The organism is Mesorhizobium sp. WSM4820 (assembly GCF_055811075.1).
Map to the genome: position 1 here is coordinate 222,559 of NZ_JBVVQN010000011.1, position 16,730 is coordinate 239,288.

A 16,730-nucleotide genomic window follows, 5' to 3' on the forward strand; every position below is an offset into this window, starting at 1 on the left:
TTGGGCGCCCCCCCCGGGGGGCCCGGCCCCCTTGTTTTTTTATATCCCCCAACACCCCCCAAACCAACCCCCCCCCCGGGGGGGGGGGGGGGGGCCCCCGCCCCCACCAGCCTTTGTTTGAGCATCGGATTATTCGCAAAACCGGTTCCCACTTCTTGGGTCCGATGCTCTCGAGCAGCAGGAGACGATCATGTCGCGCATTGGAATCCACTCTTTCGTCTGGTCGGCGAGCTCGGCGCAAGACGACCTCGAACGGACGCTGGCCAACACCAGGGAGGCGGGCTTCGACCTGATCGAATTCTCCTATCTTGACCCTGCCAATGTCGATGTTGGCGGGCTGGCCAAGCGCATCGCCGAGCTCGATCTCGGCGTGGCGATCAGCATCGGGCTGCCGCCCGACGGCGACATTTCAAGCGCCGACAAGGCGATTGCCGCGCGCGGCGTCGAAGTCCTCAATGACACGATCGCGCTCACCCGGGATCTCGGCGGCCGGAAGGTCGCCGGCATCCTCAGCACCAGCCATGGATTGCAGACTGAGGCGCCGACGCGCGATCAATGGAACCGCAGTGCCGCCACGCTTGCCAAGGTCGCGGAGACCGCCAAGGCCGCCGGCGTCACCCTCAACCTCGAAATCGTCAACCGCTTCGAGAGCAATCTGCTCAACACCGCGGCGCAAGGGTTGGCCTTCATCGAGGACACCGGTTCCGACAACATTTTTCTGCATCTCGATACGTTCCATATGAACATCGAGGAGGCGGATGTCGGGTTGGCCATCCGCCACGCCGCCAAAAAGATCGGCTATGTCCATATCGGCGAGAGCCATCGCGGCTTCCTCGGCACCGGCAACATCGACTTTGCCGCGATCTTCGATGCGCTGACCGCAATCGGCTATGGCGACGACCTCAGCTTCGAATCCTTCTCGTCGGAGATCGTCGACGAGAACCTGTCGAAGAAAACCGCCATCTGGCGCAATCTGTGGGCCGACAATATGGAGCTGGCCCGGCATGCGCGCCGCTTCATCGCCATCGGGCTGGAGACGGCGCGGCGCAAGGCCGAGCTTGTTGCGTCAAGCCATCGGCCTTAGGGTTTACCCGACATCGATCGATCGGGAACGATCGAGGCGTGGCGCTACTCAGCCTCCTGCGGTCTGCGCCGCGATGCAGCGCTCGAGCATGATGCGGTCGGCCGCGAGAATCTCGGCAATCAGCGCACCACGTTCCTTGGCACTGACGAATTCCAGGCGGCGCAGACCGAGGGGATCGATCCTGTTTCGCAGGATGGCGAGCGTAGCATCCGAAGGGAGCGGGACCTTCCGGCAGTCGGCATCGAATGTCACCGGAAAGCCGGTGGCATCACGGATCTGCTGCTGCGTGATATCAGGCATGGTTTCGATGACGATCAATTCCCGGGTCGATCGGTCGAGTCGAAACACACAAAGATCGGTGAACACCAGCGCCTCACCGGTCCGATAGCCCATCGGCTCGCGTTCATTCTGGGTGAGCAGGCCGCGCGCCGAACTGGCGATCTCGACGTCGTCTACCAGCGACTGCACCGAATGGCGGGGAATGTAGAGCAAATAGTCGCGATGCATGTTGGCGACGTCGGCCATGCCGCCCTGCCCTGGCAGCCGGATGAGGCCGCCGTCGCGCTTGCGCAGCGCAATGGTGTTGACACGGCCGCGTCGATCGACCTGCGCGGCGCCGACGATCTCATGCGTCACCGCACCGGCCTGATAGTAGGTCGAATAGGTGTCGTCGCCACCGGCATGCGCCACCGCCGTCTCGCAATCGAGGCTTTCGATCAGCGACAGGATCATTGGGCTAGGCGCGATATCGAGATGGCCGCAACTCATCGTCGCGATGATCATGTCCGGCGCGTGCGTCGCCTTTGCCAGCCGGTAGGCGACGTTGGCCAGCGGCGACACCGCGCCGGCGCTGGCAAAGCTCTCATTGTCGAGTTCGGCGGCGATGCGGGCGGCGATGATCTCGTCGATGGACGCCTTCTTTTCGCCGTGCACAAGCGCGGGCATTGCGAGGGCCGTTTCAGCTCGGACTTTCGCAGCTTTTTGAACCGGCTCCGGCACGCCTTCGGAAGGCAGGCGCAGCGTGTCCGCCAAAGGCGTTTCCCTGGTCGCGAACGCTCCCGACAACGCTTGATAATCGGTCACATAGAACGGCAGGCACGAGGCCGGATAGGCGCCGCCCGGCGCCAGCGCTATGGCCGAGACCTGATTGCGGGTGAGAATGCTCTGGCGCCCATCATGCCGCAGCGCGCCGACCGGGACGATTTCATCGACCGTGACCAGCACCTGCCGCGCCGCGCCGGCCATGGCGAAGTCGAGCGCCCTTGGCCCGATGATCTGGACATTGCCGCTCTCATCGGCGCGCTGGGCGTGGACGACGAACGTATCGAGCCGCAGCGGCGGGATGAACCCGGTCTCGGTGCTGGCAATGGGATCGGGCGCAGAGATCGCGCAAGGCACGCGCGCCAGCATGTCCGAGCCCAACGGAAGCTGGAACGGCATCGACGGCAGGTTTTGCTGCGCCGCCCGCAGCGCCTGGATCATCGCCAGCGCCGTCCAATCGCGAACCGGCACGGCATCCGTCTCGGCAGCCGCGCGGAACCGCGGCGGAAGGCCGAAAATATCCAGGCTGGAAAAGCAGAGGTCGATTTCCGCTACCGCATCCGCTTCGAAAAGCAGTTCGAGCGGCAGCCCGCCGGCCCAGCAGACGTAGCGCAAATCCTTGACGCCCGAGCCGGCGATGGCGCGCAGCAAGGCGATCGGCAGCCGGGCGAAATGGTGGCCACCGACGCCAAAGACGTCGCCGCCTCCGACCATCGCGGCCAGCCCCTCGACATCGGTGAAGCGGGGCCGGTTTGATTTGACCAGGGATATCATCGCGCAGCCTTCGCCCGCGCAGCGCTTTTCTCGGCAAAGGCCTTAACCCGCTGCCGGCCGGTCTCGCTGCGATAAAGCCTGCCCAGAATGTCGCGCTCCATGGCAAGACCGTCAGCCAGGACGCCAGACACCGCATGCGCCGTCAGCACTTTCAGTCCTTCGATTGCGGCAGCCGGTTCGGCGGCGATCATTTCGGCCAGTTCCAGCGCCCGCGGCATCAGCCTTTCGGCGTCGACGACCTCGTTGACCAGTCCGGCCTCGATCAATTCGGAAGCCGGCACGATGGCTCCGGTCATCAGCAGGAGATTGGCGCGGTTGCGGCCGAGTTTCTGGACGCTGCGCTGTGTGCCGCCGCCGCCGGGGATCAGCCCGAGCTTGATCTCCGGCAGGCCGAATTTCGCGAACTGGCTGGCGACCACGATGTCGCAACACAGCACCAGCTCCATGCCGCCGCCCAGCGCGAAGCCGTTGACCGCGGCGATCACCGGCTTGCGGTTGTTCTCGATCGCCGCATACAGGCGCGCGCCGGCGGCCTGGAAGGCGTCGAACTCGGCAGCCGTCTGGCCGGCATATTCCTTGATGTCGGCGCCGGCCATGAAGCCGCGCCCCTCGCCGGTCACCACGATCGCACTGACGCCGTCATCCTGCGATAGCGCCTCGAAGGCGCCGGTGATCTCGCCTTGCATCAACCGGTTCATGGCATTGAGCTGGTCGGCGCGCCTGAAAGTGACGACGGCGACGCGGCCCGAGGTATCGACCGTGAGTGTCTGGTAGGCGGGCATTGTCAGGCAGCGTCCACGGTCATGTCGCCGGACGCCTCCAGCGCGGCGATCTCATCCTTGGAGACGCCGAACTCGGCCAGGATTTCGCGACCATGCTGGCCGACCAATGGCGCCGGCCGTTCGATGGTTGCCGGCGTCTCGCTCATCGTGACTGCAGGTGCCACCACCCTGACCTTGCCGCCGCGCGGATGATCGTAGCTGGTGATCATGCCCATGTGCTTGACCTGCGGATCGTCGGCCGCGCGTCTTATGTCCTTCACCTCGGCGCACCAGATGTCGACTGCGAGCAGCCGCCCCAGCAGATCCTGCGTCGCAAACTTCCTGGTCTCGGCGTTGACCCTTTCGAACACCTCGTCGCGCTTGTCGAACAGGGTTTTCAGATCGTCGTAGACGGCAAGCTGCGGCGCTTCCAATGTCTCATACAGCGTCCTGAACGGGCTCATGGCGATCGACAAATAGCCGCCGTCCTTTGTTTCGTAGATGCCGAACGGCGCCTGCATGCCGGGATGGCCGATACCGGAATTCGGGCGCACGAAATCTTCGCCGAGATTGAGCACGGCGACATATTCCTGGTTGAGATGCGCGAGCAGGCCGGCCAGCAGATTGACCTCGATCTTCTGGCCCTTGCCGGTTTTCTCGCGATAGTAGAGCGCCGACAATATGCCGTAGACCATGTTCATCGCGCCGATCTGGTCGGCAAGACCAGCACCCGCCGGAACGGGAGCCTGGTCGCCGCGGCCGGTGTTGGAAATCAGCCCCGACAGCCCCTGGATCAGCATGTCCTGGCCGGGACGCTCAACATAGGGACCCTCCTCGCCATAGCCGGAGCCCGAGCAATAGATGATGCCGGGATTGATGGCCTTGAAGTCCTCGTAGCCGTAGCCAAGCTTGGCCAGTACGCCGGGGCGAAAATTCTGCACCACGACGTCGGCCGCCTTCGCCATCTCCATGATGATCGCATGCACCTTGCGGCTCTTCAAATTGAGCGCGATGGAGCGCTTGTTGCGGTTCCAGGCGAGGAAGTTCGGGCTCTCGGAACCGCCGACCCATTTGGCGAAGAAGGTCATGCTGCGGAACATGTCGCCGGCGCCGGCGCGCTCGATCTTGATGACGTCGGCGCCCATGTCGCCGAGCAGCTGGGTTGCGAACGGCCCCTGCAGCAGATGGCTGAAATCAAGAATGCGGACGCCTTCGAGGGCTTTGTTCATATCATTTCTCGTTTCGTGTCTTCAAAGCAGATCGGGAACATAGCGTGGCGCGGCGGTGAGCCCGCCGTCGACGCGCAGGTCGGTACCGGTGGTGAAGCCGGCAGCGTCAGAGGCGAGATAGACGGCGGCTTCGGCCACTTCGGAAGGCTCGCCGATGCGGCCGAGCGGATGCATCTTCACCCAGGCCTTGGCGAGATTGCCGCCGGTCTCCCTGACCAGCCTGTCGTTCATCGGCGTGTTGATGGTGCCTGGCGAGATCGAGTTGACGCGGATGTTGAGCGGGCCGAATTCGACCGCCATCTGGCGTGTCATCGCCATCACCGCGCCCTTGGCGCCGGCATAGGCGGTCCAGCCGTCGAGCCCGACATGCCCTTGTGCGGAGGCCATGTTGATGATCGAGCCCGATTTCTGCGCGATCATGTGCGGCAACGCGTATTTGCAGCCGCGGAAGACGCTGGTCAGGTTGACCGCGATCAGGCGGTGCCACTGCTCTTCGGTCATCTCGTGGACCGGCATGCCGCCGATGGCGATGGCGGCGTTGTTGACCATGACGTCGAGATGGCCGGTCTTGCCGACGGCCGTGGCGATGACATTGGCGATGTCGGCCTCCTTCGACACGTCGCAATGCAAATAGTCGGCATCGTGGCCGGCCGCGCGCAGTTCCGCCGCGAAATGTTCACCCCTCTCGTCGGCAATGTCGCTCAGGAAGACATGCGCACCCTCCCTTGCCATCGCCTCTGCAATCGCATGGCCGATGCCGTCGGCGGCGCCCGTTATGACGGCGGTTTTCCCCTTGAGACGATCCATGTCAGCCTCCAATGATGCGCCGGCGCTTCGCTTCGTCGAAAGCGACCGCGGCGATGATGATCATGCCGGTGATGACCAGCTGCCATTCGGTCGGCAGGCCGAGGCCGCGCAGTCCGTTGGACAGGAACTGCAGGATCAGCACGCCGAGCGCCATGCCGGTCAGGCTGCCGATGCCGCCGGCAAGACTCACCCCGCCGAGCACGGTGGCGGCAACGACCTGGAACTCGAAATTCAGTCCCGCCGTGTGCTGCGCCGAGCCGACGCGGGCCGCCAGGATGATGCCGGCAACCGTCGCCAGCAGCGCGCTGATGACGAAGCAGATGAACTTGACGCGGCGCACATCATAGCCGGCGAGGCGTGCCACTTCCGGATTGCCGCCGACGGCATAGATCTGCCGTCCAAACGGCCGGTGCTGCATCATGTAGGCGAAGGCGACGAGCAGGACGATCGCAATCACCGCCGAATAGGGTACGACATTGAACAGGCGGCCATCCGACAGCGCGATGAAGCTGTCGAGAGCGGCATCGTCGGGGATCGCGCGCTGGCCGGTATAAAGATACACGCCACCGCGCATGATGAACATTGTGCCGAGCGTCACGATCAGCGAGTTGATGCCGGCATAGGCGGTGAGATAGCCATTCACCACACCGATGATCAGCCCGAACAGCAGCGCGCCGCTGATGCCGAGCGCAAGCGAGTTGGTGTCGTTCATGATGATGATCAGCGGCAGGGCGATGGTCGCCAGCAGTGACCCGAACGAAATGTCGACCTCGCCGGAGATGAAGACGATGGCGCAGCCGATGCCGGCGGTGAGCGCCAGCGAAGCCTGGCCGAGCACATTGGTGATGTTGCGCACGGAGAAGAAATTCTCGGCGGTAAAGGAAAAGAACGCGATCACCAGGATGAGGCAGAGGAGCAGCGCCAGCTCCTGCCGCGCCAAGAGTCGCGCCAGCATGGACGGCCCGGCTTTCATCGTATCGGTGCTTGCAAGGCTCATCGCTTGCTCCCTTCGAAGGCGTCGGCCGAATGACAGGGAATGCTGCCGCGAGGCGACATGGTCTTATCCGATCGCTGCATTGAGGATTTTCTCCTGCGTGGCGTCGTCGCGGGACATGATCGCGGTGAGCCGGCCTTCGCACATCACCGCGACGCGGTCGGCAAGTCCCAGCAGCTCGGGCATTTCCGACGTCATCATGACGACCGCCAGGCCTTCGCCGGCGAGCCGGTCGATGAGCGCGAAGATCTCCGACTTGGCGCCGACATCTATACCACGGGTCGGCTCGTCGACGACGATCACCTTGAGGCCCCGCATCAGCCAGCGCGAGATCAGCACCTTCTGCTGATTGCCGCCGGACAGGTTCTTCACCTGCTGGAACAAGCTGGGCGTCCTGATGCGGAAACGGTCGACATAGTCTTGAACCGCCTTGCGTTCCCTGGCCTTGTCGATGAAGCCCATGCTGGCGAAGGCGCCGAGCGAGGCGAGGCTGGCATTCTGGTAAACCGGCAAATCGCCCATCAGCCCTTCGCTCTTGCGGTCCTCGGTGAGCAGGCCGATGCCGAGCCGGACGCCGGTGTGCGTGTCATGCGGCATCAAGCGATGACCGTCGACGGAAATCGTGCCGGAGGTGACCGGATCGAAGCCGACGATCGCCTTGGCGAGCTCGGTTCGCCCGGCCCCCATCAAGCCGAAGAAGCCGAGGACTTCGCCGGCATGCGCTTCGAAGGACACGCCCTTCAGCTTCTTCGCCGTGCTGAGCCCTTGCACGGAAAGGGCGACCTTGCTGCCCGGCGCGCCGCGCTTGCGGGGAAACAGGCTTTCAATGCGCCGGCCGATCATGTCCTGGATCAGCGTGTCGTTGGTGTGATCACCGATTGGCCTGGTCGAGACGTGCCGGCCGTCGCGCAGAACAGTGACCGTGTCGGCGATCTCGAAAACCTCGTCGAGCTTGTGGCTGACATAGAGCACCGCAATGCCGAGTGCGGCCAGCCGACGGATGACGGTGAACAGCAGCGAAATCTCATTCGGTGTCAGCGACGACGTCGGCTCGTCCATCACCACGACGCGGGCTTCGTGGGCGAGCGCGCGGGCGATCTCGACCATCTGCTGCTGGCTGACCGGCAGCGATCCCGTCCGCGCCGCCGGATCGACGTTAAAACCGATGCGGTTGAACAGCGCGGCGGAATCCGCGCGGATCTTTCGCCAGTCGATCGAGCCGCCCTTTCCGGTCGGATAGCCTTCGAGGAAGATATTCTCGGCGACGGTGAACTCGGAGATCAGCGCGATCTCCTGGAAGACGACCTTGATGCCCTCTTTCAGGCTGTCGCGCGGGGACTTGATGTCGAGCTCGCGGCCGCGCATGCGGATGATGCCGGCATCCTTGCCGTAGACCCCGGCCATGATCTTGATGAGCGTTGACTTGCCGGCACCGTTCTCGCCCATCAAGGCGTGGATCTTGCCGGGCTCCAGCGTGAGGTCGACGTTGTCCAGCGCCACCACGCCCGGAAAGCGCTTGCCGATGCCGCGCATCTCGAGCGCCGGCACGCCTGTGTCGACGGCCGCGCCTTCGCTGGAGTGAAGGAAATCAACCGACATTGGCTCTGTTCCGGATGATGTCGAGATAGGTCGCCAGAATGATCACCACGCCGGGCACCACCATCTGCAGATCCTGGTTCCAGCCGAGAATGATGATGCCGTTGTCGATGACCTTCAGCACCAGAACGCCGAGCAGCGTGCCGAACAGCGTGCCGCGCCCGCCGAGCAGGCTGGTGCCGCCGAGGATGACGGCGGCGATAACCGTCAGCTCGAAGCCACGTCCGGCGGTTGGCTGGCCCGCATTCATCAGCGACGACAGGATCATGCCGGCAACCCCGACGCACAGGCCGGTGACGACGAAGGCAAACAGTTTCAGGCGTTCCGAGCGCACTCCGGAAAGTCGAACCGCTCGCTCATTGGCGCCGACCGCATAGAGGTAACGGCCAAGCGTGGTGAAGCGCAGCGTCACGGCTGCAGTGGCGAAGATGACTACCGCGATGACGACGGGCAACGGGATCGCGCCGATATAGCCGGCACCCAGATCAGTGAAGGAGATAAGCCGGTGGTGGTTCTGCACGGCCTCGCGGGTGAACAGATAGACGCCGCCCTGCAGCATCATCATCGTGCCGATGGTGGCGATCAGCGAGTTCACCTTGAGCCTGGTGACAACCAGTCCATTGAACAGGCCGACCCCACCGGCAAAGGCGAGTGCTGCCAACATGCCGAGTGCGAGATTGTGCGTCGAATTCAGCACTGCCATGCCGATACAGCCGACAAAGGCGAGCGACGCCCCGACCGAGAGATCGACTTCGGCGGTGATGATCAGCATGGTCATGCCCGAGGCAACGATCAGCACCAGCGCGCATTGGCGCAGGATGGCAATGATATTGGCCTCGGAATAGAACTGTGGCGCCACCATCGAGATGGCGATGCAGAGCATGGCCAGAATCACGCCTAACACGAGCTGGCTGCTGCCCAATAGCTGGCCGACGATGAAACGCCTTGGCGCGGAAGATTGCGTAAGCTCGCTCATTTTCCATTCATTCCGGGCGGCGTCGGCGCCGCCGCCATATGGAAACCTGCAGGCCCGAAACCGGGCGGTTAACCTGTTTGCCGTCGGCATCCGATCCCTGCCCTTCCCGCCGTGCGGGAAGGGCACCCGAAATTCTTACTTCTTCAGATCGGCGGAGGTTTTCATGCACTTTTCCGGCGGCTGGAGCGCATTGACGGCGTCCCATTTGATGGTCCGGACAGTGCCGTCATAATCGTAGTACTTCTTCCAGTCGTCGCCTTTCATAGGCGCGGTCGGGCTGACGATGTGCTCGGGCACCTCTTCGCCGTTGAACAGCTTCACTGCGGCATCGATAGCGGTGTAGCCTTCCTTTTCCGGGAACATCGCGGCTTCGATACGGTAGGATGGCTCGTTCTGTATGGCATTGATGAAGGCAAGGCCTTCGCCACCCGTGCCGACTGTCAACAAATTGTCCTGCGACTTGCCGGCCGCTTTCCAGGCCTGCAGGCCGCCCAGCGAAGAGGAATCGTTGATGCCATAGATGATGTTGATGTCGGCATTCTTGGCCAGTGCCGCCGAGGACACTTCGAGCGCGCGGTCGGGATTGCCGCCGCCGTCGAGGTCGTGGACCATGACCGCGTCGGGGATGATGGTCTTGAGGCCATCCATGAAGCCTTGCGAGCGCAGGACGGTCGCCGACAGGAGCGGCAGGCCGACATTCATCACCTGGGCTTTGCCGCCGAGCTTTTCCTTGGCGTATTTGCCTGCTTCGACGCCGGCCGTGTATCCGGTATCATAGTCGCAGATCGCGACCATCGTCGTCATGCCCTTGACCGGATTGCCTTCCAGAACGACCGGGACGTCATTGGACTTCGCCTGGCGCAGCAGCGGCACGACGCCCTCCTCATTGACGGGCGTGACGATCAGCACGTCGACGCCCTTGGCCATGAAGTCTTCCGCGGCAGAAACCTGCTTGGCGATATCGAGATTGGCGTCCTGCACCTCAAGCTCGATGCCGAGTTCCTTGGCACGGGCCTGCATGCCCCTGATGACGTTCTGATACCACTCATGGGTGGCGTAGTTGGTGACGTAGCCGATGCGCTTCGGCATGTTTTCGGCCTGCGCGGCAGCGGCGCTCAGAGCCAGCACGGCCGCCGAAGCAAACAGGATTGACTTGGACCAGTTCATCTTCTTCTCCCTATTTATCGTCTTGTTAGTTGCTGAACGGATAGTCCCGCCGTTCCGGGTCCGCACGTGAGGAGGCGATGGCTTCACCCGCGCCTAACGCCGCCGATATCGTCTCGGCGGCCGCCTTCGCCCGTTCGAAGACGGTCTCGCGATCGAAGCGCGCGGCTTTCTGCGGCAGGAATGGTATGGTCAGCGCGGCAATGACCGCACCGGTGTGATCGCGCACCGGCATCGAGACATTGGTGCAGGCCTCGACGGCCAGCGAGGCGCGCATCTCGTAGCCGAGCCCTGCGACTTCGTTCAGCCGCGCTTCGATTTCGGCCCGCGTGCCCTGCCCTTCGCCGGCAGCGACGATCCGCTCGACGATGCGGTCACGCTCGGCGCGGTTCGAATGCGCGAGCAGCACCGCGCCGGAGCTCGTTTCAAGGATCGGGAAATGTGAGCCGAGCGCGACCGAGTAGCGCATCGGCAAAGGCGAATCGATCTGCAGCACCACCAGCGCGCTCTCGCCTTCGCGAACGACCAGATGACAGCTTTGATCGGTATTGGCCGAGAGCTCGCGCATCACCGGCAGCGCGCATTCGACCAGCCGGTTTACCGGCGGATGCATATGCGCCAGCTCGAACAGCTTTAGCGAAAGCCGGAAGCGATCGGATTGCGTCCGGAAGATGTAGCCGCGCTTCTCCAGCAGAAGCAGGATGCGGTATATCTCGTGGATGGAGCGTCCCAGGCCGGCAGCGATTTCGGTCTGGGTCAGCGGCTCGGCGCTGGACGCCATGAACTCCAAGACATCGAGCGCCTTTTCCACTGCCGGCACCCGATATCCGTTGCGGCTGCTTTCGCCTTCATCGACGATCTGGGCTATGTCGGCGGCCATTATGCGACGCTCCGTTCCGGCTGGGTTTGCCTGGTCTCGCGGTAAAGGCGGTTCAGCCGGTCCGCGAGCTCCGTCGCGGGCATGTCGCCGGCGATGGCAGCGGCCGCATGCGGCGCGCATTCGCGGAAAAAGGCGATGAAGCCTGGATGTGTCGGGCGCAGGTAGGACGCTTCGATCGTCGCCAGCGTCGAACTGAAGAAATTGCCAGAAAAATCGTTGACGTCGGCGTCCTTCCAAGCCGCCAGCGATCCCGGCTGTCCGCCTGCTTTCACGTAGTCGCCGCGCTGGTAGCCGGGCGAGCACAGAAAAAGCGCGTAGTCGATGGCGGCCTGTTTGTGTTTCGACTGGGCGCTGACCCCGATGCCGGCACCACCGAGCAAGGCGCCGGCGGATCGCGGGGTCGGCACGTCGGCGCAACGCAGATACGGCCGGTCGGCTTTCGAGGCATAGTTCACATAGCCGAAGGCGAACGGCACATAGACCACATCGTCATGCGCGATCATGTGGTCATAGCAGCGGATCGGATTCCATTTCGACGAATTCGGATGCGACAGCTCGGCAAGCTGGCGCAACTGCGCGACAGCCTGCTCGACCTTCTCCCTTGCAATGAACTCCTCGCCGTTTTCCTGCGGATGGCCGAGCGTCAAGAGCAGGCACATGGCGTCGGTCGACACGAACGGCAGGCCAAGCCACTTGCCGTCCTTGCGCGCGCGCCGGCCAAGTTCCAGCACCTCTTCCTGGGTGGTGGGCACTGTTGCGTAGCGCTCCAGGAGATCCGGGCGATATGAAGCGATCTGGCAGGCGGCATCGATCGGCAGTGCCCACCGACGGCCGTTTCTTGCGTAGGATCGCCAGGACGCGCCGACCGAGTCGCGCTCGAACAAGCTGCGCTGTTCCGCCGAGAGATAGCCGTCGAACGGCACCATCAGTTCGCCGTCGGCAATGTCGCCGATGAAGGGATGGTCGAATACGATCAGATCATAGGCGCCGAGCACCGGACCAAGCACGCCCTCGCCGAATTCGTAGAGGCTGCGGCGGTCCCATTCGATTTCCAGAGCGGGATTGTTGGCGCAATACGTCTCGATGCTGGCGTCGAGCGGTCCCCAGCAGCGTCGATGATCCCACGCCAGACCGCGCAGCCTTGTCATTCCTGCAAAAACCTCCCTGAACCGGGCGAGAGCCATATCCGGGATTACTAGCAGGTATTTTCACCTGGGCAAGATATTTTCACATAAGAAAACTGTTTAGGCTTCCGGTTGCGATCCTCAGGCCAGCTCAAAACGTTCCACGGCGCGCATGATGCCACGCAGCTCGGCCAGGCCTTTCAGGCGGCCGATCAAAGAATAGCCGGGGTTGATCCTGGTCTTGCCGATATCGTCGGCGAGCAGATGGCCATGATCGGGTCGCATGGGAATCCGCCAATCAGCGCGACCTTCCCTTCGGCGGCGCGTCTCTTCCTGCATCAAAGCGAGGATGACATGCGCCATGTCGGTGCCGCCCTCCAGATGCTCGGCTTCATGGAAGGAGCCGTCATCCTCGATGGTTACATTGCGCAGATGGACGAAATGGATCCGGTCGGCGAACTCCTTGATCATGCCGACAATGTCGTTGTCTGCGCGCGTACCGTAGGAACCGGTGCAGAATGTCAGGCCGTTGGCCGGGCTGTCGACGGCGTTGAGGATGAAACGCGCGTCCTCGGCGGTCGAAACGATCCGTGGCAGGCCATAGAGCGAGAATGGCGGGTCGTCGGGATGGATGCACATGCGCACCCCCTCATGCTCGGCCACCGGAATGATCTCGCGCAAAAACCAGGCCAGATTGTCGCGCAGCTCCTTCGGCCCGATCGAGTCATATTCCGCCAATGCCTCGCGAAAACTATCACGGTCGTAGCTGCGCTCGGTTGCCGGCAGGCCGGCAATGAGATTGCGCTCGATCCTGTCGATCTGCTCTTCGCTCAATTCCTTCAGTCGCGATTCCGCTTCCGCGATACGTGCCGCGCTGTAGCCGAATTCGGCATTCCTGCGCTTCAGGACGAACAGGTCGTAGGCGGCAAAATCGATCGCATCGAACCGCAGTGCGTAGCCCGTCGTTGGAAGCCGATAGGCAAGGTCGGTGCGGGTCCAGTCGACCACCGGCATGAAGTTATAGCAGATCGTCGCAATGCCAGCCTTGGCGAGCGCACGGATCGTGTCCTTGTACCAGCCGACATAGCGAAGCCGTTCCGCCGAGCCGATCTTGATCGAATTGTGGACGGGAATGCTCTCCACAACCGACCAGGTCAGCCCTTCGGCCTCGATGACCCGCTTGCGCTCCAAAATGTCCGTCAAAGGCCAGGCGCGGCCGTCATAGATATTATGCAGGGCGGATACGACGCCCGTGGCTCCGGCCTGCTTGACATGATCGAGCGTCACCGGGTCGTCAGGGCCATACCAGCGCCAGCATTGTTCCATCGAGGCTTTTCCTTTGCGATAAAACGGAACCGTATTGTTGGGCCACAATGGAAGTCAAATTAAAGGAGTTTGCGCCATGAAGGATTTCGACGGCAAGATTGCTCTGGTGACGGGGACGACCGGGATCGGCCTGGCAACCGCCAGACGTCTTGCGGCGGGCGGGGCGGCGATCATCGCCTGCGGCATCGACCGCGCGGCCAACACGGCGATGAGAGCGGAACTGGGCAGCTCCGGCGCCGAGGCGCTGGTCGTGGCCGTCGACGTCTCCGTGCCGGATCAGGTCCGCGACGCGGTCGCAGCCGGTGTTGAACGGTTCGGCGGCCTCGATATCATCGTCAATTCCGCGGCGGTCCATCCGTATGGCACCGCTGTTAGCACCGATTTCGACATCTGGAACCGGGCGATGTCCGTCAATGTCGGCTCGATCTACCTGACCGCGCATTTCGGTATTCCGGAAATGATCAGGCGAGGCGGCGGCGCCATCGTCAACGTGGCTTCGGTGCAAGGTTTCGCCTGCCAGCAGAACGTCGCCGCCTATGCCACGACCAAGGGCGCCATCCACACATTGACGCGCGCTCTGGCGCTCGACCACGCGCGCTCCGGCATTCGCGTCAATTCCGTCAGCCCGGGCTCGATCCGCACCCCGATCCTGGAAAAGGCGGCGCGCGGCGAAAACGGCACCGACGCCGATGTCGAGGCCGCCTACAAGCGCTTCGGCGAAGCGCACCCCATCGGGCGCATCGGCGAGCCGGAGGAAGTGGCGGAACTCATCGCCTTTCTGTGTTCGTCGAAAGCCGGGTTCTGCACCGGGGCGGACTACAGGATCGATGGCGGCCTGACTGCCGGCATCGGCGTGAAGTAGAACGGGAAGATCGGTCTCGGCTTTACGGGAGACGTTGTCATCGGACGATTTTCGGTCAGCCGCCACACGAAGCACCGACGGGGCGAACCAATAGCGCATAACATGCGCGAGCGCGAATACTGCCCTTGCAGCCGGTTCAACCGTCTGATTCCCTTGGTTACGCTGGGCTGTCCTGATTCGCGCACTGTCAAAAATCTTTGCAGCGCGCCGGGAACAAGCCTTCCACCGACCGCTGCGCTTGCGCATTCAAGGGGAGAGACGGCAAATGAACACTGCAACGAGGCCGACAATCTCGGAGATGAGGCCCAAAATATCCGTCATCGGGGTTGGCGGCGGTGGCGGCAACGCCATCAACAACATGATCGCCGAAGGCTTGCAGGGCACCGAGTTCATCGTTGCCAACACCGATGCCCAGGCGCTCACCATGTCGAAGGCAACGCGGCTGATCCAATTGGGAGCGCACGTCACGGAAGGCCTTGGTGCAGGATCCCTGCCCGAGGTCGGCCATGCCGCGGCCGTGGAATCTATCGACGAAATCATGGACCATCTTGCGGGAACGCATATGTGTTTCGTGACCGCAGGCATGGGAGGCGGAACTGGAACCGGTGCAGCACCGGTCATAGCGCAGGCCGCGCGCAACGCAGGAATACTGACCGTGGCCGTCGTCACCAAGCCGTTCGTCTTCGAAGGAAACCGCCGAATGCATGCCGCCAATGAGGGCATCGAGCGGCTGCGCGAAAGCGCCGATACCGTCATCGTCATACCGAACCAGAACCTCTTCAGGATCGCCGATGCCAAGACGACGTTCGCGGACGCTTTCGCCATGGCGGACCGCGTACTATATGCCGGCGTCGGCTGCATCACCGATCTCATCGTCAAGGAAGGCCTGATCAATCTCGACTTTGCCGATGTGAAGTCGGTGATGCGCGATATGGGTCGCGCGATGATGGGGACCGGCGAAGCCACCGGCGAGGACCGCGCCAGGAAGGCAGCCGAAGCGGCGATCGCAAACCCGCTTCTCGACGAAGCGTCGATGATGGGCGCCAAGGGCGTCCTTGTCTCGATATCGGGCGGCACTGACATGACGCTGTTCGAGGTCGACGAAGCCGCCACGCGCATCCGCGAGGAGGTCGACGCCGATGCCGACATCATCGTCGGCGCCATTTTCGACAAGGCGCTCGCAGGAAAATTCAGGGTGTCGGTGGTTGCGACGGGATTGCGGCGGGGGCTTGAGATTCCGCTGACGGTGGGGTTGGAAAACCGTGTGAATTGAGCGACGCTCTTATGGCAGCACCACGGCAGGTTTCGACTGAAGGTCCGACGCACCGGACACCGCCGCCAGACGGTAATCGGGCGGAACGCCCAACCCTAATTGTTGCGGGATAAGCCTGCCGAGCAGGTTGTCGGTTTTGCCTGCGCGACTCTTGCTGTCGAATTGGAACGCCAGCCAGCGCTCATGGCGCCGGCCGCGTGAACAGGGTGCGGAACAATTCCTCAGCCCGTCGCGAGCCCTCATCTGTCAGAACCACCGACTTCGCCTTGTTTGCCGGATTGGCGATCAGTCCCTTCTGGTGCAAGCGATCCAGAGCATCCCAATCCAATCCCTTCCAGGCGCGCCTCTCTTCATGTAGCGTTAGCCAAAGCAGCCCGAGAACGGCATTGTCGATCTTGTCGGTGTCCATCTCCATGCCAAGCAGTTTAACACGGGAAAACGGCGCCTGCCGAGACCCACACCGTCGGGTAACTCGATGAGGATCAAACTGGCCGCGCCAGGCTGCAAACGCAAAACGGCCCGCGTGATGCGGGCCGTTTTGTGGATTTGGTTGCGGGGACAGGATTTGAACCTGTGACCTTCAGGTTATGAGCCTGACGAGCTACCGGGCTGCTCCACCCCGCGTCAACCAGACGGCGAATGCCGGCCGGGCAGCCCGGACTTTTTGTTTTGTCCGTCCTCGAGGCTTTCGGCCTTTGCGGGCGGACGGGGCGCTGCTCCACCCCGCGTCAACGTCAGAAGTAAGCCTTGGCTCACTGGAATCAAGCTTTCGCCAACTGAAAGGGCCGCTTGCGCGGCCCGAGTTCCCGATTGGCGGGCCTGTTTTGTAAGGAGAAGAC

Annotated in this window: 15 protein-coding genes and 1 tRNA gene; 3 read left to right on the forward strand and 13 right to left on the reverse strand. The window is 62.9% G+C overall.

Features of this window, described 5'->3' with window-relative positions:
- Nucleotides 1–190 precede the first annotated feature (190 nt).
- Nucleotides 191–1,084 (forward strand): sugar phosphate isomerase/epimerase family protein, encoded by an 894-nt coding sequence (locus tag AC0L2R_RS19510; protein WP_473510902.1) that lies wholly within the window; start codon nt 191–193, stop codon nt 1,082–1,084.
- A 48-nt stretch (nt 1,085–1,132) separates the two neighbouring features.
- On the opposite strand, the gene AC0L2R_RS19515 is transcribed toward AC0L2R_RS19510, so the two are convergent.
- From AC0L2R_RS19515 to uxuA, 11 genes are all read right to left on the reverse strand, one after another.
- Nucleotides 1,133–2,899 (reverse strand): CoA-transferase, encoded by a 1,767-nt coding sequence (locus AC0L2R_RS19515; protein WP_473510904.1) that lies wholly within the window; start codon nt 2,897–2,899, stop codon nt 1,133–1,135.
- Nucleotides 2,896–3,681: an enoyl-CoA hydratase/isomerase family protein gene (locus tag AC0L2R_RS19520; protein ID WP_473510906.1), complete on the reverse strand. Its 786-nt coding sequence runs from the start codon at nt 3,679–3,681 to the stop codon at nt 2,896–2,898. Before AC0L2R_RS19520 ends, AC0L2R_RS19515 begins: the two co-directional genes overlap by 4 nt.
- A 2-nt stretch (nt 3,682–3,683) precedes the next feature.
- Entirely contained in the window at nt 3,684–4,889 is a 1,206-nt protein-coding gene (locus AC0L2R_RS19525) for a CaiB/BaiF CoA transferase family protein (RefSeq protein ID WP_473510908.1), read from the reverse strand.
- A gap of 21 nt (nt 4,890–4,910) precedes the next feature.
- Nucleotides 4,911–5,696, reverse strand: coding sequence for an SDR family NAD(P)-dependent oxidoreductase (locus AC0L2R_RS19530; RefSeq protein ID WP_473510910.1), 786 nt, complete (start codon nt 5,694–5,696; stop codon nt 4,911–4,913).
- A gap of 1 nt (nt 5,697) precedes the next feature.
- Entirely contained in the window at nt 5,698–6,693 is a 996-nt protein-coding gene (locus tag AC0L2R_RS19535) for an ABC transporter permease (protein ID WP_473493373.1), read from the reverse strand.
- A gap of 63 nt (nt 6,694–6,756) precedes the next feature.
- A complete protein-coding gene (locus tag AC0L2R_RS19540) occupies nt 6,757–8,289 on the reverse strand; it encodes a sugar ABC transporter ATP-binding protein (RefSeq protein WP_473510911.1) in 1,533 nt (510 codons plus the stop codon).
- Complete coding sequence (locus AC0L2R_RS19545; RefSeq protein ID WP_473510913.1) at nt 8,279–9,262, reverse strand: ABC transporter permease; 984 nt, start codon at nt 9,260–9,262, stop codon at nt 8,279–8,281. The genes AC0L2R_RS19540 and AC0L2R_RS19545 overlap by 11 nt, the downstream gene beginning before the upstream one ends.
- A gap of 135 nt (nt 9,263–9,397) precedes the next feature.
- Entirely contained in the window at nt 9,398–10,429 is a 1,032-nt protein-coding gene (locus tag AC0L2R_RS19550; protein ID WP_473510915.1) for a sugar ABC transporter substrate-binding protein, read from the reverse strand.
- Nucleotides 10,430–10,454: 25 nt separating this feature from the next.
- The gene (locus AC0L2R_RS19555; protein WP_473510916.1) at nt 10,455–11,306 is read right to left on the reverse strand and encodes an IclR family transcriptional regulator; all 852 of its coding nucleotides are present in this window, start codon (nt 11,304–11,306) and stop codon (nt 10,455–10,457) included.
- Complete coding sequence (locus tag AC0L2R_RS19560; RefSeq protein WP_473510918.1) at nt 11,306–12,454, reverse strand: extracellular solute-binding protein; 1,149 nt, start codon at nt 12,452–12,454, stop codon at nt 11,306–11,308. The genes AC0L2R_RS19555 and AC0L2R_RS19560 overlap by 1 nt, the downstream gene beginning before the upstream one ends.
- A gap of 117 nt (nt 12,455–12,571) precedes the next feature.
- On the reverse strand, nt 12,572–13,756 hold the full coding sequence (uxuA, locus tag AC0L2R_RS19565) for a mannonate dehydratase (RefSeq protein WP_473510920.1): 1,185 nt from the start codon (nt 13,754–13,756) through the stop codon (nt 12,572–12,574).
- 76 nt (nt 13,757–13,832) lie between these two features.
- Between uxuA and AC0L2R_RS19570 the strand changes: the two genes are divergently transcribed.
- Nucleotides 13,833–14,618 (forward strand): SDR family NAD(P)-dependent oxidoreductase, encoded by a 786-nt coding sequence (locus AC0L2R_RS19570; RefSeq protein WP_091595352.1) that lies wholly within the window; start codon nt 13,833–13,835, stop codon nt 14,616–14,618.
- A 265-nt stretch (nt 14,619–14,883) separates the two neighbouring features.
- Nucleotides 14,884–15,891, forward strand: coding sequence for a cell division protein FtsZ (ftsZ, locus tag AC0L2R_RS19575; RefSeq protein WP_023797312.1), 1,008 nt, complete (start codon nt 14,884–14,886; stop codon nt 15,889–15,891).
- A gap of 181 nt (nt 15,892–16,072) precedes the next feature.
- Here the strand turns inward: ftsZ and AC0L2R_RS19580 are convergent, their stop codons facing one another.
- Nucleotides 16,073–16,306: a DUF6429 family protein gene (locus AC0L2R_RS19580; protein WP_473510921.1), complete on the reverse strand. Its 234-nt coding sequence runs from the start codon at nt 16,304–16,306 to the stop codon at nt 16,073–16,075.
- Between the two features lie 132 nt (nt 16,307–16,438).
- Nucleotides 16,439–16,515 (reverse strand) — tRNA-Met (locus tag AC0L2R_RS19585).
- Nucleotides 16,516–16,730: the final 215 nt, after the last annotated feature.